Origin of the sequence: Streptomyces albireticuli, from assembly GCF_021228125.1 — a bacterium.
Classification (GTDB): domain Bacteria; phylum Actinomycetota; class Actinomycetes; order Streptomycetales; family Streptomycetaceae; genus Streptomyces; species Streptomyces albireticuli.
The window spans coordinates 93744-119527 of record NZ_JAJQQS010000015.1; the positions used below are offsets into that span (position 1 = coordinate 93744).

Annotated in this window: 17 protein-coding genes; 4 read left to right on the forward strand and 13 right to left on the reverse strand. The window is 74.9% G+C overall.

The window, feature by feature from the left end; genetic code table 11:
- Positions 1-38 precede the first annotated feature (38 nt).
- Complete coding sequence (locus tag LUZ64_RS25310) at positions 39-1664, reverse strand: phospholipase D-like domain-containing protein (protein ID WP_095582831.1); 1626 nt, start codon at positions 1662-1664, stop codon at positions 39-41.
- 447 nt (positions 1665-2111) lie between these two features.
- Here LUZ64_RS25310 and LUZ64_RS25315 point away from each other — a divergent pair, with 447 nt between their 5' ends.
- Both LUZ64_RS25315 and LUZ64_RS25320 read left to right on the forward strand, forming a co-directional pair.
- A complete protein-coding gene (locus LUZ64_RS25315; protein WP_095582830.1) occupies positions 2112-3158 on the forward strand; it encodes a tetratricopeptide repeat protein in 1047 nt (348 codons plus the stop codon).
- Between the two features lie 252 nt (positions 3159-3410).
- Entirely contained in the window at positions 3411-4460 is a 1050-nt protein-coding gene (locus LUZ64_RS25320; RefSeq protein WP_095582829.1) for a polyprenyl synthetase family protein, read from the forward strand.
- Positions 4461-4514: 54 nt separating this feature from the next.
- Here the strand turns inward: LUZ64_RS25320 and LUZ64_RS25325 are convergent, their stop codons facing one another.
- Positions 4515-5642, reverse strand: a complete 1128-nt coding sequence (locus LUZ64_RS25325) for an alpha/beta hydrolase family protein (RefSeq protein WP_095582838.1) — start codon at positions 5640-5642, stop codon at positions 4515-4517.
- A gap of 240 nt (positions 5643-5882) precedes the next feature.
- Entirely contained in the window at positions 5883-7100 is a 1218-nt protein-coding gene (locus LUZ64_RS25330; protein ID WP_095582828.1) for an amidohydrolase, read from the reverse strand.
- Positions 7101-7275: 175 nt separating this feature from the next.
- Between LUZ64_RS25330 and LUZ64_RS25335 the strand changes: the two genes are divergently transcribed.
- The gene (locus LUZ64_RS25335) at positions 7276-7452 is read left to right on the forward strand and encodes a thiazolylpeptide-type bacteriocin (RefSeq protein WP_087929258.1); all 177 of its coding nucleotides are present in this window, start codon (positions 7276-7278) and stop codon (positions 7450-7452) included.
- A 92-nt stretch (positions 7453-7544) separates the two neighbouring features.
- Here LUZ64_RS25335 and LUZ64_RS25340 read toward each other — a convergent pair whose 3' ends face one another.
- From LUZ64_RS25340 to LUZ64_RS25385, 10 genes are all read right to left on the reverse strand, one after another.
- A complete protein-coding gene (locus LUZ64_RS25340) occupies positions 7545-9506 on the reverse strand; it encodes a TOMM precursor leader peptide-binding protein (protein WP_095582827.1) in 1962 nt (653 codons plus the stop codon).
- Between the two features lie 56 nt (positions 9507-9562).
- Complete coding sequence (locus LUZ64_RS25345; protein ID WP_095582826.1) at positions 9563-10318, reverse strand: ABC transporter permease; 756 nt, start codon at positions 10316-10318, stop codon at positions 9563-9565.
- Between the two features lie 73 nt (positions 10319-10391).
- Positions 10392-11336, reverse strand: coding sequence for an ABC transporter ATP-binding protein (locus tag LUZ64_RS25350; protein ID WP_095582825.1), 945 nt, complete (start codon positions 11334-11336; stop codon positions 10392-10394).
- Between the two features lie 8 nt (positions 11337-11344).
- Positions 11345-12583 carry a metalloprotease gene (locus LUZ64_RS25355; protein WP_232398791.1) on the reverse strand — a complete coding sequence of 413 codons (1239 nt, stop codon included), beginning with the start codon at positions 12581-12583 and terminating at the stop codon, positions 11345-11347.
- A complete protein-coding gene (locus tag LUZ64_RS25360) occupies positions 12580-13644 on the reverse strand; it encodes a lantibiotic dehydratase C-terminal domain-containing protein (RefSeq protein WP_095582824.1) in 1065 nt (354 codons plus the stop codon). The genes LUZ64_RS25355 and LUZ64_RS25360 overlap by 4 nt, the downstream gene beginning before the upstream one ends.
- Entirely contained in the window at positions 13641-16481 is a 2841-nt protein-coding gene (locus LUZ64_RS25365) for a lantibiotic dehydratase (protein ID WP_232398793.1), read from the reverse strand. The genes LUZ64_RS25360 and LUZ64_RS25365 overlap by 4 nt, the downstream gene beginning before the upstream one ends.
- Positions 16482-16497: 16 nt before the next feature.
- The gene (locus LUZ64_RS25370) at positions 16498-18090 is read right to left on the reverse strand and encodes a nitroreductase family protein (protein ID WP_095582823.1); all 1593 of its coding nucleotides are present in this window, start codon (positions 18088-18090) and stop codon (positions 16498-16500) included.
- 119 nt (positions 18091-18209) lie between these two features.
- On the reverse strand, positions 18210-20330 hold the full coding sequence (locus LUZ64_RS25375) for a TOMM precursor leader peptide-binding protein (RefSeq protein ID WP_372478741.1): 2121 nt from the start codon (positions 20328-20330) through the stop codon (positions 18210-18212).
- A complete protein-coding gene (locus LUZ64_RS25380; protein ID WP_095579196.1) occupies positions 20320-22605 on the reverse strand; it encodes a TOMM precursor leader peptide-binding protein in 2286 nt (761 codons plus the stop codon). The genes LUZ64_RS25375 and LUZ64_RS25380 overlap by 11 nt, the downstream gene beginning before the upstream one ends.
- Positions 22606-22638: 33 nt before the next feature.
- Complete coding sequence (locus tag LUZ64_RS25385) at positions 22639-24447, reverse strand: AfsR/SARP family transcriptional regulator (RefSeq protein ID WP_095579197.1); 1809 nt, start codon at positions 24445-24447, stop codon at positions 22639-22641.
- Between the two features lie 301 nt (positions 24448-24748).
- Between LUZ64_RS25385 and LUZ64_RS25390 the strand changes: the two genes are divergently transcribed.
- Positions 24749-25687 carry a helix-turn-helix transcriptional regulator gene (locus LUZ64_RS25390; RefSeq protein WP_095579198.1) on the forward strand — a complete coding sequence of 313 codons (939 nt, stop codon included), beginning with the start codon at positions 24749-24751 and terminating at the stop codon, positions 25685-25687.
- Positions 25688-25784 lie beyond the last annotated feature (97 nt).

Sequence of the window (25784 nt, forward strand, 5' to 3'; positions counted from 1 at the left end):
GGGAGCCGTCGTACGTACGCCGGGCGGCGCGGGCCGGGTCAGCCCTGGCAGACGCCGCGCGCGTAGTCGAAGGTGGCGGTGGCCTGCGAGTACTGCCACTGCGGTGCCAGCAGCTTCGCGTCGAGCTGCTTGGCCGTCTCCGGGCTCTCCACCATGTAGCCGAAGTCCTGGAGCCACGACGGGTAGAGGTTCTTCGAGCCGACGTAGAAGGCGGAGCCGTCCACGGAGACCAGCTTGTGGTGCTGGGCGTACGGGTGGCCGTCGGCCCACTTCGGGTTCGCGGAGCTGCGGAAGGTCGCCAGCTGGAGGTTGGAGCACATGGCGGCCTTCGCGGAGCCCTGGTCACCGGTCAGCAGGGCGAGGCGGTTGCGGAGCAGGTCGCTGACCTCGTTCAGGGACTTGATCTGCGAGTAGCCGCCGCTGCCGACCGCGCCGCGGTTGGCCGGGTCGCTGACGACGATGCGGACCTTGACGCCGGCGGCCATCTTCGCGGCGAGGGCGTCGTAGAGGCGCACGTCGTAGCGGGGCAGCGGCGGGCAGGTGGCGTTGAGGTCCTGCTGGGAGATCTCGATGTGGCTGCTCGCGCTCGCGACCAGCGCGCGCAGGGCGCTCTCCTCGGGGTTGACCGTGTCGTAGTCACGGTCGGCGTTGGTGCGGTCGGGCAGGCCGACGACGCACTTGGTGTCGGACGCCGTGGGCAGCGTCGGACGGAAGGAGGAGGACGGGTCGCTGTCCTTGATGCCGACACCGAGGCCGCCGACGGCGATCACGGGGACGTTACCGGTGGGCTTGGCCGCGCCCGCGTTCGCCTCCTTCTCCATGGCCGGCATGCACCCGGCGCCGTTGGAGGACGCGAACCAGACACTGGCGATGTTGCTCTTGTTCTCGCACGTCCAGGACCAGAGCGTGTCGAGGTACTTGCCCGCGGAGCCGGCGGCGGGGCCGGTCAGGGCGAGGTCGACGTCGGACACCGGGTGGGCGGTGTCGAGGTAGTCGTCCTTCCAGCTGTTGATGCCACCGGTGATCGCCGACTGGCCGTCGACGACGAGGAGCTTCGAGTGGTTCCACGAGAAGGCCGTCTTCGACGTGGTCATCGAGGCGACGTTCAGGGTGACGTTCCCGGCGGCCTTGCCGAGCTTGGACACGAGCTCGTCGCGGTACTTCGAGGGCAGCACGGTCGCGTGGTAGACCGGCGCGGCGCCGACGAGGACGCGGACCTTCAGCTTGTTCCCGGACTCCGCCGAGGACTTGAGGCCGGCGACGATCGCGTCCTGGAACGCGCCGTTGGGGAACGGCGCCAGCGTGGATATGTCGACGGTGCGCTGCGCCTTGGAGATGTTCTCGGTCATCTTGGCGAGCAGCTTCTTGGTGCCGGGGCGGTCGGCGCACTTGTCGTCGCCCCAGCAGCCGGGGGTCTGCAGCAGCCAGTCGGTCGGGTCACCGGCGGAGGCGTCGAGCTTGTTGCCCGCGGTGCGCTCCCACACGCTCCCCTCCAGACCGGGCGAGACCTGACGCAGCGTCTTCTCGACGGCGTCCAGGTGCGGGGTCGGGGAGCCGGCGGAGTCGGCGAGGGCCGGGGCGGCGGGCAGCACGGCGAGAGCGACGGCCGAGGCCGCCGCGCACCCGGCGAGGCGGTTGAGACGGCGTAGCCGGTGGCGAGCCATTTCGCATCCTTATCGAGGTGTCAAGAACGGGGGTGTGTCGATGGGCGGGACGCGGGAACGGCGTCTCGCGGATCCGCGTCCGCCGTCACGGTCGGTACGCGCAAGATCAACTCCTTGAAGTTACCAGTCCGGAAGGGGTGCTTGGACACCATGGGGCAAGCCGGAGCGAGCCCGGACGGGTCCAAGGATTTCTGGATTCAGCCCTTGACAAACCCCGCGGAATCACTCGTTCCCCCGTCGGGCGCCTCGGGGGCGGGGTACCGAACCCCGACTCAGGTAGGGGGCGTTCGTACACCTCGCGGAGGAGACCCGCCGTGGACCGGGGCCTACAGATGTATGTCACACGGGCTTCCGGGCTGATTACCTGCCGTACGCCCACGTCCTAGATTTCTTGATCAACGGTGGGGCGTCCCCCGCTCCGCCCGGCGATCCAGAAGTGAGGCAGGCATGTACGGCAAGGCTTTCGCACCCGAATACCGGGGCTCCCTGGGCGACCTCTCCGTGAACGCGTCGCTGGAGGAGGTGCTGGCGAAGGCCACCGAGCGGCTGCGCGAGGCCGAACGGGGCGGGAGCGACCTGGAGTCGGCGCACGCCGGGCTCGCCGTCGCGGAGGCGAGCCGGCGGCTCGGCCGGGTCGCGGAGGCCGAGCGGGCGTGGAAGGGCAGCTACCGCGCCGCCCGGCGCGCCGCCGACCTCGGGGCGATGGCCTGGGCGGTGTGGAGCGGCGGCACCCTGGCCAGGCAGCGGGGCGACCTCGCGCTGGCCCGGCGGTGGCTCGCCACCGCCGCCGAACTCGCCGAGCGCGGCGGGGACATCGTGGCCCGCGGCTACTCACTGGCCGGACTCGCCGAGACCGGCCGGATCCAGGGCGACTACCAGGCCGTCGGCGAACTGCACGAGAAGCTGCTGGCGGAGGCGCGCAAGCGCGGCGAGGCCCGGCACACGGTGTGGGCGCTGGAGGGCATCGCGCAGATGCACCGCAACACCGGGTCGTACGACACCGCGCTCGCGATGTTCGAGGAGGCGGCCGAGATAGCCGGCCGGGCGGACGACGCCCGGGGCCGCGCGTGGGCGCTGCGCGGCATCGCCGATGTGCGTTCCGCCCGCGGGGAGACGGAGCCGGCGCTCGCGCTGCTGTCCGAGGCCGAGGCCACCTGCCGGGAGATGCGGCTGGTCAGCGCGCTGGCCTACAACCACAAGATGCGCGGCAACGTGTACTTCCGCGCGGGCCGCTACGCGGAGGCGCGGGAGGCGTACGCCGGCGCCCTGGAGGAGTTCCTGGCCATGGACGAGCCGCGCGGCGCCGCGCTGGCCCGGCTGGGGCTCGTGAAGTCCCGCGCCCGGCTCGGGCGCGCGCCCGAGGAGACCGCCGCCGAGCTGGACGAACTGCACCGCACGCTCGGCGGGATCGGCCTGCTGCACGCCCGGGACATGGTCGACAAGGCCCGCGCCGAGCTGGGGCTCACGCCCGTCGGCGCGGCGGCCGCCGGCTGACCTCGCCGGCCGTGCGCCCGCTCCCGTGCCCGGACCCGCCGCCGGCCGTGCCCACGCCCGGCACGCCCGGACCTCCGTCCCGCGGCGACGGGCCGGTCCGGCCCCGCTCCCGCGGCGAGCCCGGTCCGGCTCCGGGCGCTATCCGGCTCTCCGTCCACGTCGGCGCCGCTCACGCCCCGGCCCGCGCCCGCAACCCGGCCCCGTCCACGTCCACTTCCGGCCTCGTCCACGACCACGGAAAGAGAAGCTCCCATGACCTCGCAGACCGGCCTCCAGGTTCCCGTGCCTCCCGCCCTCGACCGCTGCCGGAGTCTGGTGGAACCCGCCCTGACCACGGCCGTCCGGAGCCTCCACCCGCTGCCGCGCCTGATGACGTCCTTCTCCCTCGGCTGGTGCGACGCCGACGGCAGGCCCACCACCGCGCCCGGCGGCAAGGGCATCCGGCAGGCCCTCGCCGTCCTGGGCACCGAGGCCGTGGGCGCGCCCGGTGACCTCGCCGTGCCCGCGGCGGTGGCCGTCGAGCTGGTGCACACCTTCTCGCTGGTGCACGACGACATCATGGACGGCGACGAACGGCGCCGGCACCAGGAGAGCGCCTGGAAGGCGTTCGGCACCGGTCCCGCGGTCCTGACCGGCGACGCGCTGTTCGCGCTCGCCGTGAGCACACTGGCCGGCGCCGGCGGCGACCACAGCGGCGCGGCCGTCCGGCACCTCGCCGAGGCCATGGGCGAGCTCGTCCACGGGCAGGCCGACGACCTGGTGTTCGAGAGCCGGCCCTGGACGGGCCCGGACGCGGTCGGCATACCCGAGTACCAGGCGATGGCCGCCCGGAAGACGGGCGCGCTGCTCGGCTGCTCGGCGGCCCTGGGCCCGGTCCTGGCGGGCGCGCCGCCGCTGCTGGTGGGCGCCCTGTCGGAGGCCGGGCGGCAGCTGGGCCTGGCGTTCCAGGCCGTCGACGACCTGCTGGGGATCTGGGGCGACCCGGCGGCCACGGGCAAGCCGGTCCACAGCGACCTGCGCCGCCGGAAGAAGACCCTCCCGGTGCTCGCCGCCATGGCGCTGGACCCGGCGGCCGCCCGGCACCTGGTGGGGCTGCTGGACTCGGGGATCGCGGTGGACGCCGACGACGCCTACCACGCGGCGGCGATCGTCGAGGAGGCCGGGGGCCGGGAGTTCGCCCTGGAGGACGCCCGCCGCCATGTGGCGTCGGCGCGCGAGTGCCTGCGCGCGGTGCCGCTGGCGGAGCGGGCGGCGGACGAACTCGTCGAGATCGCCGAGTACCTGCTGGACCGCCGGCTGTGAGCCCGCGGCCCTGGGCGCCGCTCCGGGGTCTCCCGGAGCGGCGCCGTGCGGCGGCTACTTGAGGAAGGTCACCTCGGGGTGACGGGCGGACGGCCGGTCGAGCAGCGGGCTCGGCACGCCGCGCAGCTGACGGTCGAAGAAGGCGGCCACGTAATCCCTGGTGAGGGAGGTGGCCTTGGTGGCGGCCAGGGTGCCGAGGGCGCCCGGCCGGTCCTTCTCGGGGAGCTGGGCGGGCAGGCCGAAGCGGTCCACGATCCAGGGGGCGTCGGTGAAGGTGAGGTGCCCGCCCTCGGGCACGTCGAGCCAGCGCTTCCAGCCGGTCAGCCGGCTCCAGGTCGCGTCCCAGTTCTCCTGGAACTCCGGGGAGGCGCTCCGCTGCGCGCCGAGCAGCAGGACCGGCTTGCGCAGGCCGGCGGCGGGCGGCTCGGTGAAGAAGTTGCCGTCGAGGTTGACCGCGGCGTCCACGCGCGGGTCGTCGCGCATCACCTCGACGGCGCTCGCGCCGCCGATGGAGTGCCCGGCGACACCGATGCGGCGGGCGTCGACGCGGGGCACGGCGCCGGGGCGGGTGAGCTGGTCCAGCACGAACCGGAGGTCCTTGCTGCGGTTGCGGACGACGGCGCCGGGGTCTTGCTTCCCGCAGATCAGGCAGGTCTCCACGCGCCCGCCGGGGAACTCCACGGCGGCCTCGTAGGTGTGGTCGACGGCGGCCACGGCGTAGCCGCGCGAGGCCAGGTCCTCGCCGAGGGCGGTGAGCGTGAGGCGGCTCATCCCGAAGCCCGGCGACAGCACGACGAGCGGCCGGGCCCTGGGCGCCGGGCGGGCGTCGGTGACGGCGTTGGCGCGCACCTCGCCGAGCGCCTCGGTGCCGAGTATCTGCCGCGACAGGGCCTTCGACGCGTACGGCGCCTTCTCCCCGCGCGAGGGCAGGGCGGGATACCACATGGTGACCATGAGTTCCCGGGAACCCGCGGCGGGCTTCCACGGGTCCGGGCGCGAGGAGTCCACCAGGTGCAGCGTTCTGGTGCCGATCGGCGCCCGCGTGGTGGGTGCGGGAACCTCGGCGGTGGCGGCGCGGGCGGTCGCCGGCGCGGCGACGGCCGACGGTACGGGTGCGGCGGCAAGGGTCATGAGCAGCGCGGCGGCCACGAACGACCGCCGCGAGGTGCGTGTCCTCAACATGATCATCACCGTAGATCACCACCGGGCCCCCGGCATCGGCCGCAGGGTGGAGCCGCCCCTGGTCCCACGTCGGAGCGGGCGGGCGGCCCCGCCGCCGACGGACTCGCCGCTGAGGTACGCGGCGTCGTCGGAGACCGGGAAGGTCGGCGGGGCGCCGATCTCCCGCACGGTCGCGCAGCCAGCGGCACGCCGGATCCTGACGAGAACTCGCGGCGCTCGGGCCGGCCGCGCGGGGCGGGCTCAGGCCGCCAGTCGGCACAAGGCCGCCGTCACCAGGGCCGTGACCCCCGTCGGCAGGGCGATCCGCACGTGTGGGGCGAAGAACGGTGAGTGGTTCGGCGGCAGCGCGGCGAGTTTCTCCGCCGCCGATCCCCCGGGGGCGGCCGCCCACGCGCGGGGGCCGGCCGAGCCCAGCATCCAGTACGCCGTCGGCACGCCGCCCGCCGCGAACAGCGGGAAGTCCTCCGTGGCCATGGCCGGCGGCCACCCCGTGACCCGGTGTCCGCCGAAGGCCGCCACGTGGGCCTCGCGCACGGCGGCGGTCAGGCCGGGGTCCGGGAGGTTGACGGGGGAGCGGTTCACGACGGTGATCTCCGGCGGACCGGGGCAGTCCGAGGCGGCGCACTCCGCCCGTACGACCCGGCGCACCGCCGCGCAGACCCGGTCGAGCGCGTCCTCGGAGAACCCGCGCACGGTCAGCCCCAGTTCGGCGCGGTCGGGCACGACATTGGCCCGGTCGCCCGCGCGCAGTTCGCCCACGGTCAGCACGACCTGCTCCGCCGGTGCCGTCACGGCGGCCACCACGCCCTGGAGCCGGAGCACCGTGGCGGCGGCGGTCACGACCGGGTCGACCGCCAGGTGCGGCACGGCCGCGTGCCCGCCGCGCCCGTGGATGACGGCCCGGAGCGTGACACCGCCCGCCGTGACGGGCCCCGCGCCATGGGCGACCATGCCCGCGGGCAGCGGCGCGGCGTGCTGGGCCAGCACCGCGTCGGGGCGGCCGAAGCGCTCGTACAGGCCGTCGTCGAGCATGGCCCGCGCACCGCTCAGGGTCTCCTCGGCGGGCTGGCCGACGACCATCAGCGTGCCCCGCCACCGCCCCCTGTCCCGGGCCAGCACACCCGCCGCGCCCGCCGCCGCGGCCAGGTGGAGATCGTGGCCGCAGGCGTGCATGACGGGCACCGGCGCGGTCACCCGGCTCGCGTAGGGCAGCCCCGTGCGCTCCGCGACGGGCAGCGCGTCGAGCTCGGCGCGGATCACGACCAGCGGGCCCTCGCCGTTCTCCAGCACGCCCACCACACCGTGCCCGCCGACACCGGTCGTCACCCCGAAGCCCTCGTCCGCCAGCCGGTCCGCGAACGCGGCCGCCGTCCGCTCCTCCTTCCCGGACAGCTCGGGGTGGGCGTGCAGGTCGAGGTAGAACGTCGTGAGCGCTTTCAGCAGGTCCTCGGTGAGCATGAGGTGACTCCTGGTCGGAAGAAGGGGACGGGGGGAAGGGGCCCGGCGACGGGCCGCTGACGCCTCGTGTCAGTGACCGGCACAGTGATCGGTCAGCGGGCCCTGGTGGACTGGCGGAGCAACGAACGCACGGCCCGGCGGGCGACCGCCGCGCACGAACCGCAAGGAGACCGCCATGGCTCAGAAGACCGAACTCGCCTCCCTCGCCCAGGAGATCCTGGAGCTGGAGTCGGAGACCTTCGAGATCAGCGACTACTCGGACGCCAGCGAGGTGGTCCTCGCCGGTTCCACCAGCTCCAGCTCCACGAGCACCTGCTCCAGCACCACCAGCACCACCAGCTGCTCCGCCTGATTCCTTTCGGGCCCACGCGCCGGCGGCCCTCCCCGGGACGGATCTCCCGCCCGGGGAGGGCCGCCGGCGTCGCGCGTGGGGGACGCCTCGCGTCAGGGGAAGGGGTGCGGCACCCGGCGCAGTTCCGCGTCCGTCAGATCCGAGTCCCGCCACCCCGCCCGCCGGAACGCCGTCCGCAGCCGGGGCATGCCCAGGACCCGCTGCCGGTCCCAGCCGAAGTCGATCGGGACCAGCCCGGGGACGACCGTCGACACGGTGCGCAGCCCCATGCGCTCCTGCTCCGGCGAGGTCTGGTCGACGACGATCACGTCGAAGCCGGCGGCCGTCAGCTCGTCCCGGCACAGCAGCAGGTCGTCGAGGAGATCGCCCGTGGCGGGCCGCCGCCGTCGCCAGCCGGCGTAGAGCTCCTCCATCGGACGCACCGCCGCGGGCTCCAGGTACTCCCGCGCGTGCCGGGCCATCCGCGGCAGCCCGTAGAGCCGGGCGTGGTGGGTGAGGTGACGGACCTTCGAGAAGTCCTCCGCCATCTCCTCCAGCTCGGCCCGGTGCTCCGCCACCTGCCGGTCCAGGTGCGGGAGGTAGGTGAGGACCTCCGACAGCGCCGCCTCCACGGCCTCCTCCGGGTCGAGCCGCGCGCCCGCCGCGAAGGACAGCGTGCCGGGGCCGCCGTCGCGCCGTACGGCGAGCGCGGTGACGACGGGCACCGCCAGATCGACGCGATTGTCGAAGGCGCGGACGTCGTACCCCTGGAGCGCCGCCCGGTCGGCCATCGCCCGCACCGCGCCGCCCCGGCAGGACTCCAGGTCGATGCCGGTGAGCCGGGCCCGGCCGTACCAGCCGAGCAGGAACGCGTCCCGCTCGATCAGCTCCAGCAGGCCGAAGAGGACCGCCTCCTCCAGACAGCCGCCGGTCGCGCAGCCGTTGGAGCTCTCGAAGACGAAGTTGTCGCCGTCCGTCCCCGCGCCGTAGTAGACCGACCGGGCCGGGACCAGAACCGTGCGGTCGTCGCGCAAGGAGTACCCCCGCACCCAGGGGATCTCCCGCGCGGGGTCGAAGGGAGCCACCACCGGGTCGTCGCGGTACGTCTCCGGGGCGTACGTACCGCACTCGCGCGGGTCGACCGCCTCCGCGCGGACGTCGTCGTAGGCCGCCACCACGGGCGCGCCGCCCTGCCGGCGGTGGATGCCCGCGTAGCGTTCGAGCCCCTCCAGGAAGGCCAGCGTCCGGCTGGCCTCGAAGGAGTTGGCCTGGCCGCTCCAGGTGACGTCGGACAGCCCCGCGTAGGTGCGCACGAAGACGCTGCCCGCGACGGGGGAGGTCGTGGGAGAGGCGACGTTGAGCCAGGTGCCCTCGCCGAGCGCACCGCACACCGGGTTGGCCAGCGCTCCCCTCGGCAGGGGGTACGAGCCGGCCGGACGCAGCCGGGCGGCGTCCGCGCGGGGCTTGGGCCGCGGGACGAGCTCCGGCCGCTCCCGGGGCGCCGGCTCCGGCGCGCACGCGGGACACAGCGGCTCGGTGAGCAGCGGCAGGGTGGTGACCCGCAGGGTGGCCAGGTCGACCCGGGACACCTGGGGCAGCGGCAGGTCCGCGGCGGTGTGCCACTCGCCCGCCGGCCGGCCCGCGCCCGCCGGGCGGCCGCCGAGCAGGACCGCCTCGTACACGGCCCAGACCGTGTCGACGGCGTACTCCGGCAGGACGGGCCACGGGCCGGCCGCCGTCATGCGGCGGCCCACCTCCAGCGCGTCGCGCTCGGAGCGCGACCGCAGCCGCTGCCAGCGCCTGGCGAGGCAGTTGCCGCAGGCCCGGGTCGCCTCGTCGGTGGTGCCCCAGGGGCCGATCAGCACCGCCTGCGCGGTGAGGTGCGCGGTGGCACGGGCGCGCAGCGCGGCGTACGGGTCCTCGCCGGGCCGGAACGCGTCGGCCGCGCCCACCGGCACCACCAGGGGCTCCGCCGCGCCCGGTGGCCGGGCGGCGGCGTGGAAGCGCTCGGTGAGCGCCCGCTGGAGGAGCTCGCTCGCGGCGGCCATGGGGGACCGCGCGGTGGCCTTGCGCATGCCTGTGCTCACGTCTGTGCTCGTGTCTGTGCTCACACCCGCGTTCACGCCCGCGCTCATGACTCGTTGCTCCAGCGGAAGGTCTTGAGCGCGAGGACGCCGAAGACCAGGGCGAACACGGCGAGACCACCGCAGGCGACGGCCGTCGACGCGAGGTCGGCGCGCCCGGTCACCGCCTTCGCCACCCCGTCGTTGAGATAGCCCAGCGGCAGCACCTTGGACACCGACCGGAGCCACGACGGCATCGCGTCGAGGGGATAGAACGAGCCGGACAGGAAGGCCATCGGCACCATCACGCAGTTGGCCACCGCCGCCACCGCCTCGGGGGTGTCCGCCCGCGACCCGATCACCATGCCGATGGCGAGGAAGGCCGTGATGCCGCACACCAGGACCGGCAGTGCCAGCGGCCAGGTCGCGTCCAGCCGCAGCCCGAACGGCGGCAGCAGCGCCACCCCGATGAACAGCGCCGCCTGGACCGCCCCGACGACCAGGGCGATGACATACCGCGACGCGAGCACGGAGGTGAGCGGCGTGGGCGTCATCCGGACGAGCCGCAGCAGGTCGTCGCGCCGCCACTGCATCAGCGTGAACGCCACCCCGAAGACGGCGGCGTTGCCGACGCCCCAGGACAGCACGCCGGGCGCGATGTAGTCGATGTAGCCCCGCCCGCTCGCTTCCACCGTCTTGCCGCGGAAGATCAGGCCGAAGACGACCAGGAAGATGAGGGGGAAGGCGAAGGTGAAGAAGACCGTGGTCCTGTCCCTGACCGAGGCGCGGTAACTGGCCGCGGTCAACGCGCCGTACGCGCTCATGAACGTCCCTCGCTTCGCTCGGGCCCGCCTGCGAGGGGCGCGCACCTCTTGATCGTTCGTTCGCTTCGCTCACTCATGCGTGCGGCTCCGATCCGGTGAGTTCACCGGTGAGTTCCAGATAGACGTCCTCGAGGGTCGCGGTGCGCGTCCGGACGCCGTCGAGGCCCACGGCCTCGCCGAGCGCGGCCAGCACCGGGCCCGCCGCCCTGGTCTCCAGGACGACCGAGCCGCCCTCCGCGACGACCCGGTCGACGCCCTCGAACGCCCGGGCCCGCTCCACCGTGATCCGGTCCGCCGGCACCAGCAGCCGGGTCGGCGCCTTCGCCGCCCCGACGAGCTTCCCGGGGCTGTCCAGGGCCACCACGGCACCCGCGACGACGATCGCCACCCGGTCGCAGAGCGCCTCGGCCTCGTCCAGGTGGTGGGTGGTGTAGACGATGGTGCGCCCGGCGCCCTTCAGCGCGCGCAGCACCTGCCACAGGGCCCGGCGGGCCTGCGGGTCGAGGGCCGCGGTCGGCTCGTCGAGGAAGATCAGCTCGGGCTCGTGGACCAGCGCGGAGGCGATCGCGAGCCGCTGCCGCTGACCGCCCGAGAGCACCTCGACCCGCACACCGCCCTGTTCGGCCAGCCCTACGAGCGACAGGGTGCGCTCCACGCCGGCCGGGTCGGCCCCGTAGAGCGCCGCGACGGTCGCCAGGTGTTCGCGCGCCGTCAGCCGGGTGAAGAACGCGGAGCTTTGGGTCTGCACCCCGATGCGCGGCAGCAGGGCCATGTTCCGCGGCCACGGCGAGGCGCCCAGGACCGACAGCGAGCCGGAGTCGGCCCGGCGCAGCCCCTCCATGATCTCCACGAGGGTGGTCTTGCCCGCGCCGTTGGGGCCGAGCACGCCGAAGAACTCGCCCCGTTCCACGGTCAGGGTGATGCCGTCCAAGGCCTGTTTGTCCCCGTAGCGCTTGCGCACCCCCTCCAGCACCAGCGCGGGCCCCGCCGCCTGTCCGGTCGGCTTCTTCTGTGTCATGGAACTCCTCAGCTTCGTTCTCGTGTCGCGGACAAGGCCTGTGCGTCCCGGCCGCGGCGTCCCGCCCACGGGCCCGTCGCCGCCACCAGCGCGGCGATCAGCAGCGCCGGGACGACGGCCGCCCACACGCCGTAGCGGTCCCCCTGGAGGTGGTGGCAGAGCAGGACGAACCCGGCGCCGCCGCCGCAGACGAGGAGGACCGCCCCCAGCCCGTAGGCGGCGTAGGCGATCCGCGCACCGCGCGGGTAGCCGGCGACGCCGTCGCCGCGCCGCACCGCGCGGGCGCACAGCAGCCGCAGGAAGCGCCGACTCTCGGTGGCGTAATCGGCCATGCCCAGGCCGTGCCCGAGCATCTTGTAGCCGTCCATCGGCGGCAGCGGCACCAGATTGGTGAGGGCCAGCACCGAGCCGGTGAACAGCAGCCCGGCCACCGGGCCGCGCACCGGGTCGCCGCCGGGCAGGAGCGACCACAGCAGCCAGAACGGCAGCAGGAAGGCCAGGTTCATCACCGTGCCGGCGGCCGCGGTGGCCACCCGCGCCCAGCGGGTGGGCAGATAGGGGTAGTTCTCGACCCGGCAGTACATGAACACCATGGGCAGGTGCCAGCGCAGCCCGATCTCGCTCACGGTGCCGCCGAAGCGGCGGGCCACCACCCCGTGGGCCAGCTCGTGCAGCGCGGTGCTCACCCACAGCAGCGTGAGCACCGCGAGCAGCGCGGCCGGCTGCCGGAACAGCCGCAGCGCCTCGCCCGCGAAGTCGCCCAGGCGCAGGCCGACGAACACCTCCATGCCGGTGGCCAGCAGCACGACGGGCACCACGAACACCGCCGACAGCAGGGGGCCGACGGCCCGGTGCAGCCGGTCGGTGGTGGCGGCCGCGTCCGCGGCCAGCCGCAGCGTCCCCTTGAACAGCGTGCGTCTCCCGGCCTCCGGCTCCGGCGGGGCGGCCGCGGGCGCCTCCGCGCCCGCCAGCAGCCCCCGCTCCCACAGCAACCCCAGCAGCTGCCGCCAGTTGGCCTCGCCCAGCCTCCGGCCGAAGCGGCCGGCGTACTCCTCGCCGATCTCCCCGAGCGTGCGGGTGCCGTCCAGCCGGGCCATCAGGAAGTGCTCCTTGACCCCGACCTCGAAGGACTGCCCGCCGCGCGGGTCCTTCACCAGGTGCACCAGGGCCGGGCCGCGCCGCAGCGCCGCGCTGCGCAGCACCTCCGCGCGCAGGGCGGGCCGCCGGTCGAGCAGCCCGCCGGTCATCGGAGGCTCTCCTCGCGCAGGGCGCGCCCCAGGACGTACGACAGGTACGCCTCGTCGCGGATCGTCACATGGAGCCGGTTGTTGGTCATGTGCGTATAGGGGGAGAGCAGCAGCGGCAGCGCGACGGCCGGGTCGGTGACCCGCTCGTCGGCCGTGCCGTCCCAGGAGCGGAAGACGAGCTCCCCGCCCACGGCCAGCGCGGTGGCCCGTTCCCGCAGCTCGGCGCAGTGCCCGGCCCAGCCGCGCAGGAAGCGGGGGAGCCGGTCGGCCTCGCCCCGGGCCAGGGCGTCCAGGACCGCCTCGAAGCGCCGGGCCAGTGCCCGGCCGGTGCCCTCGTAACCGCGGTCGTACTCGTCGGCGCCGATGAAACCGGTGCCGGAGAACGCCTTCTGCCAGAAGACGTGGTACCGGTCCAGGTACGCGGCCAGTTCCTCCCGGTCGGGCAGGAAGCAGCCGGCCATCACCATCATCAGCTGGGCCGAGGTGCCCAGCCGTACGGTCCGCAGGTGGAGGTTCATGCCGCGCACGGCGTCGATGACCAGCTCGCTGGAGTGCCGGAAGTGCCATTCGGCGAGGGCGACCCCGGCCGGGCCGCCGTACTTGCCGTACTCCGGCTCGTAGGGCTGCCGGCTGAAGGTGTTGTTCGGCCTGAGCTTCATCCGTCCGTCGGGCGCGAGGAAGTCCGCCCGCTCGTCCTCCGGGAACTCCAGCTCGAACAGGGTGTTGTAGAACTCGTTGAGGAAGCCCGAGGAGTCGACCTCGTAGAGCGCGGGCCGCTCCCGGAGGAAGGCGGCGACCGCCTCCTCGGCGCGGGCGAGCACGGCCTCCGTGTCCGCCTCGGTCGCGGGCTTCAGCCGCAGCCGGACGTGCGGGCCCTCCAGCCAGTAGTTGATGAAGAAGTGGCTCTCCAGCAGGCCGTCGGCGAGGAGCCCCTCGACGAGCGGGCCCACGCACCGGGTCATCAGGGGCGCCGGGTTCGCGGCGTAGTGGATGTGCAGGGCCTGCCAGGCGCCGGGCGCGGCCGCCGGGGCGCCGGCGGGATCAGGGCTGGACACGGTCATTTCGGCGCACCGGTTCCTTTGCGGTCGTTGCGGAGGGTCTCGACGGCGAGTTCGACGACGTGGGTGCCCCGGTCGGAGACGGCGCGCAGGCCGTCCTCGTCCGGCAGGGCCTCGCGGAGGACCACCCGGTCCCCGGGGTCCTTGAGCAGCCCGTCCAGGGCGCTGAGCGAGAGCCAGCTGTCGAGGTCGACGTACTGCGGCTTGGTCCGGGCGGCCCCGCCGGACTTCCCCGCCGGGGTGACGGTCGCGAAGACGCGCCGCGGCAGCCGGTGCTCCGCGGCCCACCGCCGCCAGGCGAGGAACCAGGAGGCGTCCGCCTCCGGCCCCGGCCCGGCGGGCCGCCCGGGCAGCGCGGAGGCGGGGGCGGTCCAGCTGCGCCGGCTGAGGACGAGACCGCCGTAGCGCACCCGGGGGCGGCTGGTCACCCCGTTCCCCGACGCGCCCTCCGGAACCCCGCCCCACACGTCGAGCGGCGCCATGGAGGTGGGGGAGAGCAGCAGCAGGGTGCGGGGGATCTCCGGGAGCGCCAGGGGCACGAGGTAGCCGAGGTAGAGGGGCACGACCTCCCGCCCGAGCCGTCGCGAGCGCAGCACCAGCCGGTCCGCGGCGGTGTCGTCCTCGACGTACAGGTCGTCGAGGTGGATCCGGTGCTCCACGGGCACCGAGCTGGTCTCGCCCGGGCAGACGATCTCGTAGTCCGTGAGCCGCCCGTGCAGGTTGAGGTTGCTGGTGACGAAGCCGCCGGTGATCTCGGCGAACACCGCGCCCTCCGGCTGCGCGGCGGCCGCGGCGTGCCGGACGCGGTCGGACAGGGTGCCGCCGTCCCCCTCGCCGTCGTCGTAGCAGTGGGTAAAGCGGCTGAAGGGGAAGGCGAAACCGCCGTACGACTGGTTGAGCACGGCCATCGGGTCGCCGTCGCGGCGCACCAGCTGGAGGAAGTGGCTCTGCGGCGCGAAGTCCGGCGCGACCCCGGCCAGCTTCCCGGCGACGGCGTCGACGGTGCCGGCGGGGACACGGATCTCCTCGGCGCCCCGCGCGGTGTCCCACAGCCGGCGCATCCGGGCGGTCCACTCCTCGCGGGCCGCGTCCACGGCCGTGATCTGGGGCAGGCCCAGCCAGTTCGGCTCGGGGACGTAACGGCCGTCCTCGTCGAACGGCTCGCGGCGCGCGGCGAACGTCAGGTACTGGTCGTAGAAGTCCTCGTGGAAGTCGTGGACGAGCTTCAGGAGGTCCTCGCAGCGGCCGCCCCGGCCGTACCGCGCCCGGAAGAAGCCCTTGAACGTGATCCGCTGCGGCAGCGTCAGATCGAAGGCGGGCAGGACCCGTTCCAGGGAGCGCAACGACGCGAACGGGCCGTCACCGTCGCCCGCCCAGGCCCGTGGATCACAGGTCACGGCGGTCCCGGCCGCCGCGTCACCGGTTCCGGCGCGCACGTCCTCGTAGAGCAGCGTCCGCGGCAGCGCCGGTTCCGGGGCGCCGAGGTTCCGCTGGATCCCGGACAGGGACCGGCGCAGCTCGGCCAGCAGCTCACGGCGCAGCCCGGCGCCCGCCGCGGGATAGCGGTCGACACAGGCGATCGGCCACGCCAGGTCCTCCGCCAGCCGCCGCGCCCAGGGGCGCCCCACGGCCTCCAGCGAGTCACGGAAGGCCCGCAGCGGGTCGGCCGCGTGGACGTCCGTGCGCAGACAGGGGATCTGCACCAGGCCCAGCTCCAGCAGGGCCGTCAGATAGCGCTCGCACTCCTCCGGGTCCGCGCCGCCCTCCTCGCCCAGCAGGCGGGCGAGCTCCCCGTAGCGCGGCTCGGGCCGGTGCGCGAACAGAGTGAGCAGGCGCTCCAGGGTGCCGCTGCGCCGGAGGAAGAACAGCCGGTCGTCGGCGGCGTCGAAGGTGACGGCCGCGCCGTCGTCGCCCGCCGTCAGCGAGCGGCGCACATAGCGGATCCGGTCGTCGTCGTGTTCCCAGCCGGAGGCGAGTACGACGGGGAGGCCGGCGCGCCGGGCGGGGTCGTCGAGGATCAGCTCGGTGAGCCGGGCCAGGACGACGACGTTGAGCCGGGGGTGACCGGACCAGACCTCGGGGAGGCGGACGGTCTCCGCACCGTCCCCCGAGGAGGCGTGTCCGGTCTCGGCGAACCGGCCGAGGGCCACCGCCGTGAAGGTGCTGAACGGACTGGTCTTGCGCGCGGTCCGGTAGAGGTACGCGAGGGCCGAGCGCTCGACCTTGCGCAGCCGCTTGTCCGGCCGCCGGGCCGGATCGGTCCGTACGTACGCGTCCAGCCGGCCCTCCAGCGTCGGCGACGCCAGGAGCAGCCCGAGCCGCAGCCGGTCCTCGCCCAGCAGGCGGCGCAGCCCGGCGCGGCCGCGGGCCGTCTCGGCGGCGAGCAGCGGGGCGCCCTCGGCGAGGAGCGCCGCCAGGGCCCGGCGGTCGCGCACCCAGTCGCCGACCTCCCCGGCGGTCGCCGGGTCGGTGGCGGCGACCAGGGCGACGGCCGCCTCGGGCGCGGTCGGCGGCTTGCCGTTGAACAGCTCCCGGCGCAGGCGCAGCAGCCGGCGCCGGGCGTGCTCGTCCCCGGCGCCCTTGACGAGCGGGTGCAGCCGGTCGCTGAGCTCGGCGCCCCGCGACCGCAGCAGGGCCTCGGCGCGGAGCACGCGGTCGGCCCAGCCACTGGTGTCCGGGCAGCGCAGGGCGTGCAGGGACTCCAGCGGCAGTCCGGCGACGCGCATCATGAACCGGTCGCCGAGCGTCCAGCCGGGGTCGTCGCCCGGGGGCAGGCCCGGGGCCAGGCTCGGGGAAGAGCTCCGGGAGAGAGGGGACTCGGGGTGGGTCTGGTGGGTCATGGATTTCCCGTGCCGCTCAGGCGATCTCGTAGCGGAAGTCGGCGGAGCCGGGCCGCTCATGGCCGACGAGCATGATCAGTAGGGGTGCCTCGCCGCTCCCGGCGAGGTCCAGCTCCTCGACGAAGGAGACGGTGTCGAAGCCGAGCGCGACCCCGCCGCCCAGTCCCAGGGCGGACGCCGTGGTGTAGAAGGTCTGCGCGACCGCGCCGACCGTCGCGTTGACGAGCCGGAGGCCGCGGTCGCCGACGGCGTCCAGCACGGCCGCGGTGCGCACGGCGGGTACGACGACGGCCCCGGCCTGCTCCAGGTTGTAGTTGGAGAGGAAGTAGTTCTCCTGGAGGAAGGCGCCCGGCGGCCCCGGCTTCACCAGCCGCAGCGCGTGGTCGTCGGCCACGTACTCGTACGCCCCGGGCGCCACCCCCGCCACGTGGTTGACGAAGACGTACAGCTTGGCGAGGGGCGGCCCGCCGGGGTCCGCGGCGTCGCCGCCGACCGACGCCGACGCGGCCGCGGCCAGCGTGGCGGCCAGCTGCCCGGCGGAGAGGGGCTCCCGGGCGTCGAAGCGCCCGAAGCTGCTGCGCCGGCGCCGCAGCGCCTCGCGCACGCCCATCGTGAGCGGCGGGGCCTCCGGCAGGGGCACGCGCCCGCCCTCGCGGGCGGGCAGGGCGACGGCCGGGGCGAGCGCGCCGGGAGCCGGGCGGTCGGTGGCGTGCGCGACGGTCGCGGCCTGGACGCGCCGTACCGTCTCGAAGGTGATCACCCGGCGGGAGCGCTCGCTCTCGGTGCGCCGGACCCGGGGAGCGGGGCCGCCGGCGGCCGGTGCCGGGGCGAGCGCGTCACCCCGCGTGCCCTCCCAGGAGAGCGGGACGACGGCGAAGATCCCCTCCTCCGCCACGTCGACGCCGAGCAGCCGGGCCAGCCGCTCCTCGTCGAACCACAGGGCCGGCTCGATCCGCAGGCCCCGGGCGCGTGCCCAGATGCGCCAGGTCTGGAGGGCGGCGCCGACGTCCATGCTGACCGCGTGCATGCAGAAGCTGTTGTACTTGAAGGCGTTCTGCCAGAACTTGACGCCGAGGACGAGGAACTGGTCCGCGCGCGTGCCGTTCCCCAGGGCCTCGCGCACCTCGCCGGAGACGTCGCCCGTCAGCAGGCGCTGCATGGCGTGGTGCGTGGTGGAGTAGTGGTGCACGCCGGGGGTGAGGGGGCCGCCGGGGCCGTTGACCCAGTAGACCGTGACGGGGTAGAGGCCGCCGCCCGAGGCGGTGCCCCGGTACCAGTTGGCGTCGGTGTAGAGCGGCAGGGACGGCAGGTCGGTGTTGGCCTGGACGCCCAGGCGGCGGCCGAGGCGGCCGTACGAGTCGAGGAGCATCCCGCCGAGCAGGGGCAGGGTGAACGGTTCGTCCCGGGGCCCGGAGGCGGCGAAGACGCCCTCCTGCACGGTCGCGCCCGGATCCGGCAGGGCGCCGTCCGGCAGCGGGAGGGACTCGGCGCCCGGGTAGAACTTCCCCTTGCGCGGACGGTCCGACCAGTCGGGCACGAAGCCGACGGGCTCCATGGGGATTCTGCCGCGGTGCATGATCGCGGCCGCGTATTCATGGGCGAAACCCACAGGTTCTCCTTAGGTGTTCGGCTCGTTGGGCTCGATCGGCTCGATCGGCCGGGGAGCGGGGGAATCGGAAGGAGGAGCGGGGGCGGGGGAGCAAGGGGAGAGGCGAGGGGGAGCGGGGGTCAGGGGAAGGGGTGCGGGGCCGGGTTGAGGTCCCCGGGCAGCAGGTCGCGGTCGCGCAGCCCGGCCTCGCGCAGCGCCGTCCGCGTCCGCGGCATGTGGAGCGCCCGCTGCCGCCGCCATCCGAAGTCGATGGGGAGCAGCCCCGGCACGATCACGGAGACCGTGTGCAGGCCCAGGTCGCGCTGTTCGGGCAGCGTCTGGTCGACGACGACCACGTCGAACCCCGCGTCCGCCACCGCCGCCACGCACCGCTCGACGTCGTCCCTGAGGTCGCCCGAGGCGGGCAGCGTCCGGGTGCCGGGCCCGTACAGCTCCGCCATCGAGCGCTTCGGCCCCCGCTCCTCCAGGAGGAACGCGGCGTGCCCGGCCATCTCGGGGAGGCCGTAGACCAGCGGGTGGTCGTGCAGCGCCAGGACCTTGTCGAAGTCGGCGGCCATGGCGCGCAGCCGCTCCCCGTCGCGCTCGGCCCGGCCGCGGATGTTCACCGCGTCGGTGGCGATCTCGCACAGCCCGCCGGCGAGCGCCGCCTCCGGGTCGAGGCCCGCGCCCGCGCCGAAGCACATCGTGCCGAGACCGCCGTCGGGCCGGACGGCGACCGCCGTCACCACCGGCACCGGGAAGGTGACCCGGGTGTCGAAGAACCGCGCCTCGTAGCCGTACATCGCCAGCCGGTCCACCATCTGCCGCGTCCGGGGGTCGGCGCTGGTCCGCGGGTCGATCTCGGGGAGCGCCGCCCGGCCGTACCAGGCCAGCAGGAACGCGTCGCGCTCGACGACCTCCATCAGCCCGAAGTAGACGGCCTCCTCCAGCGAGCCGCCCGAGGCGCAGCCGTTGGAGCTCTCCTGCACGAAACGGTTCTCCAGACCCGGGGTGCCGTAGTACGTGAGGATCTCCGGGACCAGCAGCGGGCGGCGGTCCCGCAGCGAGTACCCCCACACCCAGGGGATCTCCCGGCCGGGCGTGAAGGGGGTGACCCGGGGGTCGGCGGCGTGGAACTCCGGCGGGTACAGGCCGCACTCGCGGGGGTCGACGGCCGCCTCGCCCCGGGCCCGCAGGGCGTCGAGGGAGGCCCGCACCCAGGTCGTCCGGCCCCGGGCGCGCATGCCCGCCGCCCGTTCGAGGCCCTCCAGGACGCCGATCCGGGCGCTGTCCGCGTACGAGTCGGCGTGGCCGCCCCAGAACGTCTCGCGCAGGTACTCGCCCGAGCGCAGCTCGAAGCAGCCGACCGTCGCCGACGTCGTCGCCGATGCCACGTCGTGCACCACACCGGGGCCGAGGGCGCCGCAGACCGGATTGGCGAACGCCTCCGTCGGCAGGTCGTACGCGCCGATCCCGCGCACCCGGAACGAGCCGGGCCGGTGCTCGGGCGCGGGCCGCAGCGTGAGCGTCGCGGCCCGGGCGCTGTCGGGGACGCGGCGCCCGCAGTCCGGGCACTCGGCGTCCGGGACGAGCGGGTGGCTGCCGACGCGCAGGGTCTCCAGATCGACGAGGTGGACGGCGGGGTAGGGACCGCGGGCGCCGGCCGCGCCGCCCGCGCCGGTGCGGCGGGTGCCCCGGGTCCCGTCGGCCGCGTTGCCTTCCGTGGCCGTGGCCGTGGCCGTGGCCGTGCCGCCTTCTATGGTCGTGTCCGCAGCCGTGGCCGCTTCACGCGCCCTTCCGGCCTCCCGCTCCTGACGAGCCGTCACCAGCGCGGCGATCGCGTCGGCCAGGAAGGGCAGGGCGTACGGCGGCCCGCCCGCGGCCCTGGTGCCGGAACCCAGCTCCAGCGCGTCGCGCAGCGCCCGGCCGCGCACCGACTGCCAGCGGCGGGCCAGGCACCGGGGGCACGGCCGGAGGGCTTCCCCTTCCGCCCCGGCCACCCCTTCCGCACCGGCGCGGGGGAACGGCCCGACGAGCGCGTGATGCCCGTAGAGCTGTACGCGCGTCCGGGACCCGGGCCCGGACGAGGGGCCCTGGGACAGCTCGTCCCGGAAGCCGAGCGCCGTGACCTCGACGGGCCCGGGCGCGACGGGGGAGTCGCGCAGCAGGGCGGTCAGGTCCCGGCACACGCGCTCCCACTCGGGGGCCGTGCCCGGCGCGGAGCTCGTTGTCTCGGTGGCCTCATCGGTCTCAGCGGGCACGGGACGCCCCACCGGTGTGCTCGCCGCCGCCCGGGCGCGCGTCCTCGCGGGTGAGGAGCACCCGCACCGTGCTGATGCCGCCGGCCAGGAGATCGGCCGAGTCCGTGGGCACCACCAGCGCCTCGCGCCCCGCCGCGCGCAGCCGTTCGAGGATCGCCGGGTACGACGTGGCCTCGCCCACGCGGGCGTCGCTCGTGCCGGTGACCGCGAGGGCCGCCGGGTCCAGGTCGCCCAGCAGCGGGTCCCCGAGGTCGACGGGCGGCTCGCCCCGCCCGGCGAGCTCCCGGCCGAGCTGCTCCTGCCCCAGCAGGTCGCGCAGCGCCCCGGCCGCGGCCCGCCGCCGGTCGGTCTCGCCGGCCACGGCCCAGATCCGCTCGCCGGTACGGGGGAGGAGGGCGCGGGCGAGCAGCACGTGCGCGGAGGAGCGGGCCGGCTCGCCGAGGTCGAGGAGCTCGCACTCCACGCCGAGGTTGCGGGCCGAGCTCAGCAGGAAGGTGAGCTCCGGGTCGTCCCCGAAACCCTCCGGCGCCACCGGGGCCGCCCCGCCGGTGCCGCGTACCGCGCGCTCCAGCGCGTCGTGGCACAGGGCGGAGAGCAGGCCGCGCGCCGTGGCCTCGGCGGCCGTACGGCCCGCGCCCGTGCCCGCGGTGGTCCGTGTGTGGACCCCGTCGCGGTTGTACGGGCCGAAGGTGCGCACCGCGCCGGCCGGCACCAGCACCGGCTCGCCGTCGGCCAGCGAGGTGGCCCGTACCCACGCGGCGGGTTCGACGGCGTCGGCGGCGAGGCCGCTCGCGACGGTCAGCGCGGCGGCGGCCACGGCGCGGGTGTCCCGGCGGGCGTCGTCGAGCGCCTCCCCGGTGAGGACGCCGCGCAGCGGGACGACGTGCTCGGTGTAGGCGCCCGCGGCCGCGTTCAGGGCCGTCAGCCGGGCTCCCGCGACGGTGTGGACGTCGAAGGCGGCGATGTTCCGGTGCCCGGAGTGGCCGGTGGGCAGGCTGACGGTGCCGACCTTCAGCGGGGTCTGGGTCCAGGGCTCGTCCGTGAACTTCTCGAAGACGCCCGTGTGCGGGCGGATCAGGATCTGCCGGCTGTTGAGCTCGGCGAGCAGCGCCTCGGTGTCGGGAGCGGCGGCGGTGCCGCCGGCGGGCCCGGGCTCCTCCGGCGCGGGGGCCGCGGCGGGCTCCGCCGTCCCGGCGGCCGCCAGGTCCCGGCAGAACGGGCAGCGGGGGTGCGGCAGCAGCGGCTCCGCGACGACGTCGAAGGACTCGGTGTCCTGGACGATCACCTGGCCGCGGGTCTCGGCGGGCAGCGCGCCCGTGGTGAGGCGGAAGACCTCGTACCCGAGGAGGTTGCCGATCATCGCGGAGAGACCGCGGCCGGCCTCCCGGCCCGTCGGCCCGTCGGTGGCCGGCAGGCAGATGCCGCTCCAGAGATCGGCCGCCGCCGCGGCGTCGCCGTGGGCGCCGAGCCGCAGCACCGCGCAGGCCCAGCAGCCGGCGGTGCCGGGCGTCATCAGCGGGCCGACCACGGCGCGGTCGCCGAACAGGGCCGCCGGTATCAGGGACGTGCCCTCGGGCACCCCGGCCTCCACCAGCCGGAAGAGCCGCCGCGCGCCCTCGCGGCCGCCGGTGACCACGACGACGTCGTACCCCGCCAGGTCGCTCCAGCGCACCGGGCCGTCGGCCGCGATCGTCTCCAGGGTGACGGGGCAGCCCTCGGCGGCGAGCGCGGTGGCCTCGGCCCGTACCTCGCCGAATCGATTCTCCGGGGTGTCCAGACCCGGCAGGTGGCCGACGGCGGCACTGCCGTTGCGGACCAGGCCGAGGACGCACCAGCGGGCGGTCAGGTCGTCGCCGACGACCGCGACCCGGGTGGTGCGGAACTCCTGGAAGCGCCGTGCCGCGTCGTCGGCGTAGTGGTCGACATAGGCGATCTGCGGGGCGAAGCGCTCCACGACCGCGGGGGCCACCGGAAAAGCCGACGGACCGTCCGGTACGGGGGTGTCACGGGCGAACTCACGCTCGTACAGCGTCCGGACCAGACGGCCGACCATGGCCCGCTGGGCCTCGCCGAGCCCCTCGCAGAGATCGGCGACCCGGTGCTCACCGTTCAGGTGCGGGACCAGCAGAGTGGCGAAACGGTATCCGGACCTGGAATTGAGATGGAACCCGCCGTGCGCGTTGTGGAACAGCACTCCGTCCGGAGTCTCCGTGAAGAGTACGTCCCGGCGGATCCGGGGCCGGGTCTCGGCAATCGCTTCGTAGGCTTCCAGCATGAGTTTCACACCTCGTGAAGGAGACGGATGAATTCAGTGGCGCGTCGTCAGCGCGGGCGGACCGGCCTGATATCCGGTGGCCCGGCGGGCGAAATTCCGGAGCAGTTCGTGCATGTGGTAACGACCGGCGGGCCCTTCTTCGAGCAGGCTCACGTCCACCAGCCGTTCCAGGAGTTCCTCGGCCAGTGAGGGGACCACTCCCAGCAGGCCGGCCGTGCCGGTCACCGAGAGCCGTTCCGTAGGGGAGGCGCCGACGCGCAGGAAGGCGTCGGCCAGCCGGGGGTCGAGCCTGTCCAGCGCGTCGGTGAACGCCCTGGGCACCGACAGGCGGGGGTCGTCGGGCAGGGACAGCCGGGCGACGGGGTCCTCGCGCAGCCAGGCCACGCAGTCGGCCACCGACAGGCGCGGCCGGGTGAGCAGACGCGCCGCCATGATCCGCAGGGCGAACGGGAAATGACCGCAGGCCGCCGCCAGCCGGTGGACCGCCTCGGGTTCCGCTTCGGCGCGGCCGTCGCCGAGGACGGCCGCCAGCAGCCGGAACGACTCCTCCTCGGTGAGGGTGCCGAGGCGGTGGGCCCAGCCGCCGTGCGCCGCGAGGAGCCCGGCGAGCCCGAGCCTGCTGGTGACGAGCACGGCGCCGCCCGCCCCGGCCGGCAGCAGCGGCCGCACCTGGTCGGCGCCGGTCGCGTCGTCCAGGACGAGCAGCCTCCGCGGCCCGGCCCCGGGCGCGGCGCGGGGGTCGTCCCCGGCATGGTGCCGGAGCTCGGCCGCCACCTCCGCCGGAGCCCTCGGCGTACCGTCGTCGCGCGTCATCCGCGCGGTCAGCAGGCCGTCGGGAAAGGCGTGCCCGACCTGCCGCGCGGTGTGCAGGGCGAGCGCGGTCTTGCCGATGCCGGGCGCGCCGGAGAGCACCACGATGGTGGGCCCCGAGCGGTCGGCGGTGAGCCGGCGGGCGATCGCGTCGCCGTCGGCCGCCCGGCCGGTGAAGCACGACACGGCGGCGAGGGGGGAGGGCGCCGGGGGGCGCCCCGCCGCCGTGTCGGCGTAGGGGGGTGCGAGGACGGGAGCGGCCGGGGCGGGCCCGCCGCCCTCCCGGCGCGGCCCGATGTCGTCACCGCGCAGGATGCTCAGTTCGAGCCGCCGCAGAGCCGGTCCGGGGTCCACGCCCAGCTCCTCCTGGAGGTACCGCTTGACCTCGCGGTACTCGGCGAGGGCGTCGGCCTGCCGGCCCGTGCGGTAGAGCGCCTCGATGAGTTGCTCGCGGAACCGCTCGTGCCCGGGGTGGGCCCGGACGACCGTCCACAGCTCGACCAGCGCCTGGCCGCAGCGGCCCAGCGCGAGCTCGATGTCGCAGGCCCGCTCGACCGTCCGCAGCCGCTCCTCGACGAGCCGGGGCATCTCGTCCCGGCGCAGGAGGTCCGACGGGACGTTGGTCAGCAACGGCCCCTGCCACAGCGACAGCGCCTCCTTGAGGAGGCACAGTTCCGCTTCCGGATCCCGCTCGGCCTGTGCCTTCGCCCGCAGTTCGCGGAAGTCGGCGAGGTCCAGGGACCCCGGCTCCACCGCGATGCGGTAACCGCCCGGCACGGACTCGATCACCGCGTCGGACAGCCCGTACTTCGGGAACGTCTTCCGCAGCCGCAGCACACAGGCGTGCAGCGCCGCCTTCGCCGAGGAGGGTTCCTCGTCGCCCCAGATCGCCCGCCGCAGGAACCCCACCGACACCACGCTGCCGGGCCGCAGCAGCAGCGCGGCCAGCAGGACGGTGGGTTTCGACGGGGGGAGTACGACCACCTCGGAGCCGTCGGCGATCCGCAAAGGGCCGAGAATCTGAAAGCGCATATTCTGACACCTCCAACGAATCCTTATGGGTTCCCATCCATGGGCGCACGGCATCGGGCAACGCGGACCGTTCGGGGCCGCGCCGCCTTCTTCGCCCTCAGAGTCTGCAACAGGAAATCCGTCACTCGCAGTGTCGTGAGTTCCAGTGCGGGGGCCGTCGGAAGGGGCCCGGAATCAAATCAATCGTTAAACAACTCAACGGGCATTGTTCGGGAGTTGGACCGGACTGGTCAGCGCCGCCCGGATCCGGTAGAAACGGGCATGGCAAATGATCAGTTAAAGCCGGGGGAGAGATCCGAAGGTGAAACAGGACCAAAGTCCCGAGTCGCCGACGCGGCCGGGGTCCGCCCTGTCCGCCGCGCGCGCCCTGTCCGTTCCGCCGGCCTCGGCTCCGTCCGTCCCGCCCGTCCCGCCCGTCCCGCCGGCGGGCGGACAGTCCGTCAGCCGGCTGCTGCGCGCCTGGCGGGAACGCGTCGACCGCCGCCGGATACCCGAGCTGCGCGTCTGGGGGCACCGCGCGGGCTCACGGATGTCCCAGGCCGACGTCGCCCGGCTGACCGGCGTCAGCGAGGGTTGGTACCGGGCGCTGGAGACCGGCGCCCCCCGGGAGTTCTCGGACGCCTTCCTGCTGCGGGTGGCTCAGGCGCTGCGGCTCAGTGAGACCGAGACCCTCACCCTCTTCCTCGGCGTCTCCGGCCGCCGCCCGCCCGTGAGCGGCGCGCACCGGGCCGGGACCGCCGTGGACCCGGCGACCGCGACCCTCCTCGAACACCAGGCCCCGTACCCGGCCTACGTCTCCGACGACGCCTGGAACATCGTCGCCGCCAACGCCCCCATGACCGAGTGGTTCCCCTTCACCCTCGGCCCGCAGCCCAACCTGATGCGCTGGGCGCTGACCTCGGCCGAGGCCCGGGAACAGATCCTGGGCTGGGAGGACACCTGCGCCCGCATCTACCTGCCGATGCTGCGCGTCGCCAGCCACCGGGCCCCGCGGAACGCCCAGATCCAGGCCCTGATCGCGGACATCCTCGCGGCCAACGGCACCTGCCGCCGCATCTGGGCCGAACAGCACGCCGTCGTCGAACACCCCGGCGGCCACCGCCTCCGGCTCCGGCTGCCCTGCCACGGCGGCACGGACGTCCAGGTCACCAGCCACGTCCTCGTCCCCGCCGAACAGCCGGACCTGCGCTTCGTGGTCGTGACCACGCTCGGCGGGACGGCACCGGAGCCACGGGCGTAGCCACCGCACGGCCCGGGCCACGCGCGCGACGGCCCCGGGGCCGGGGCGCTCGGCGGGCCCCGGACTCCGGACCGCGGCCCTTCGGAGGCCGTGGACG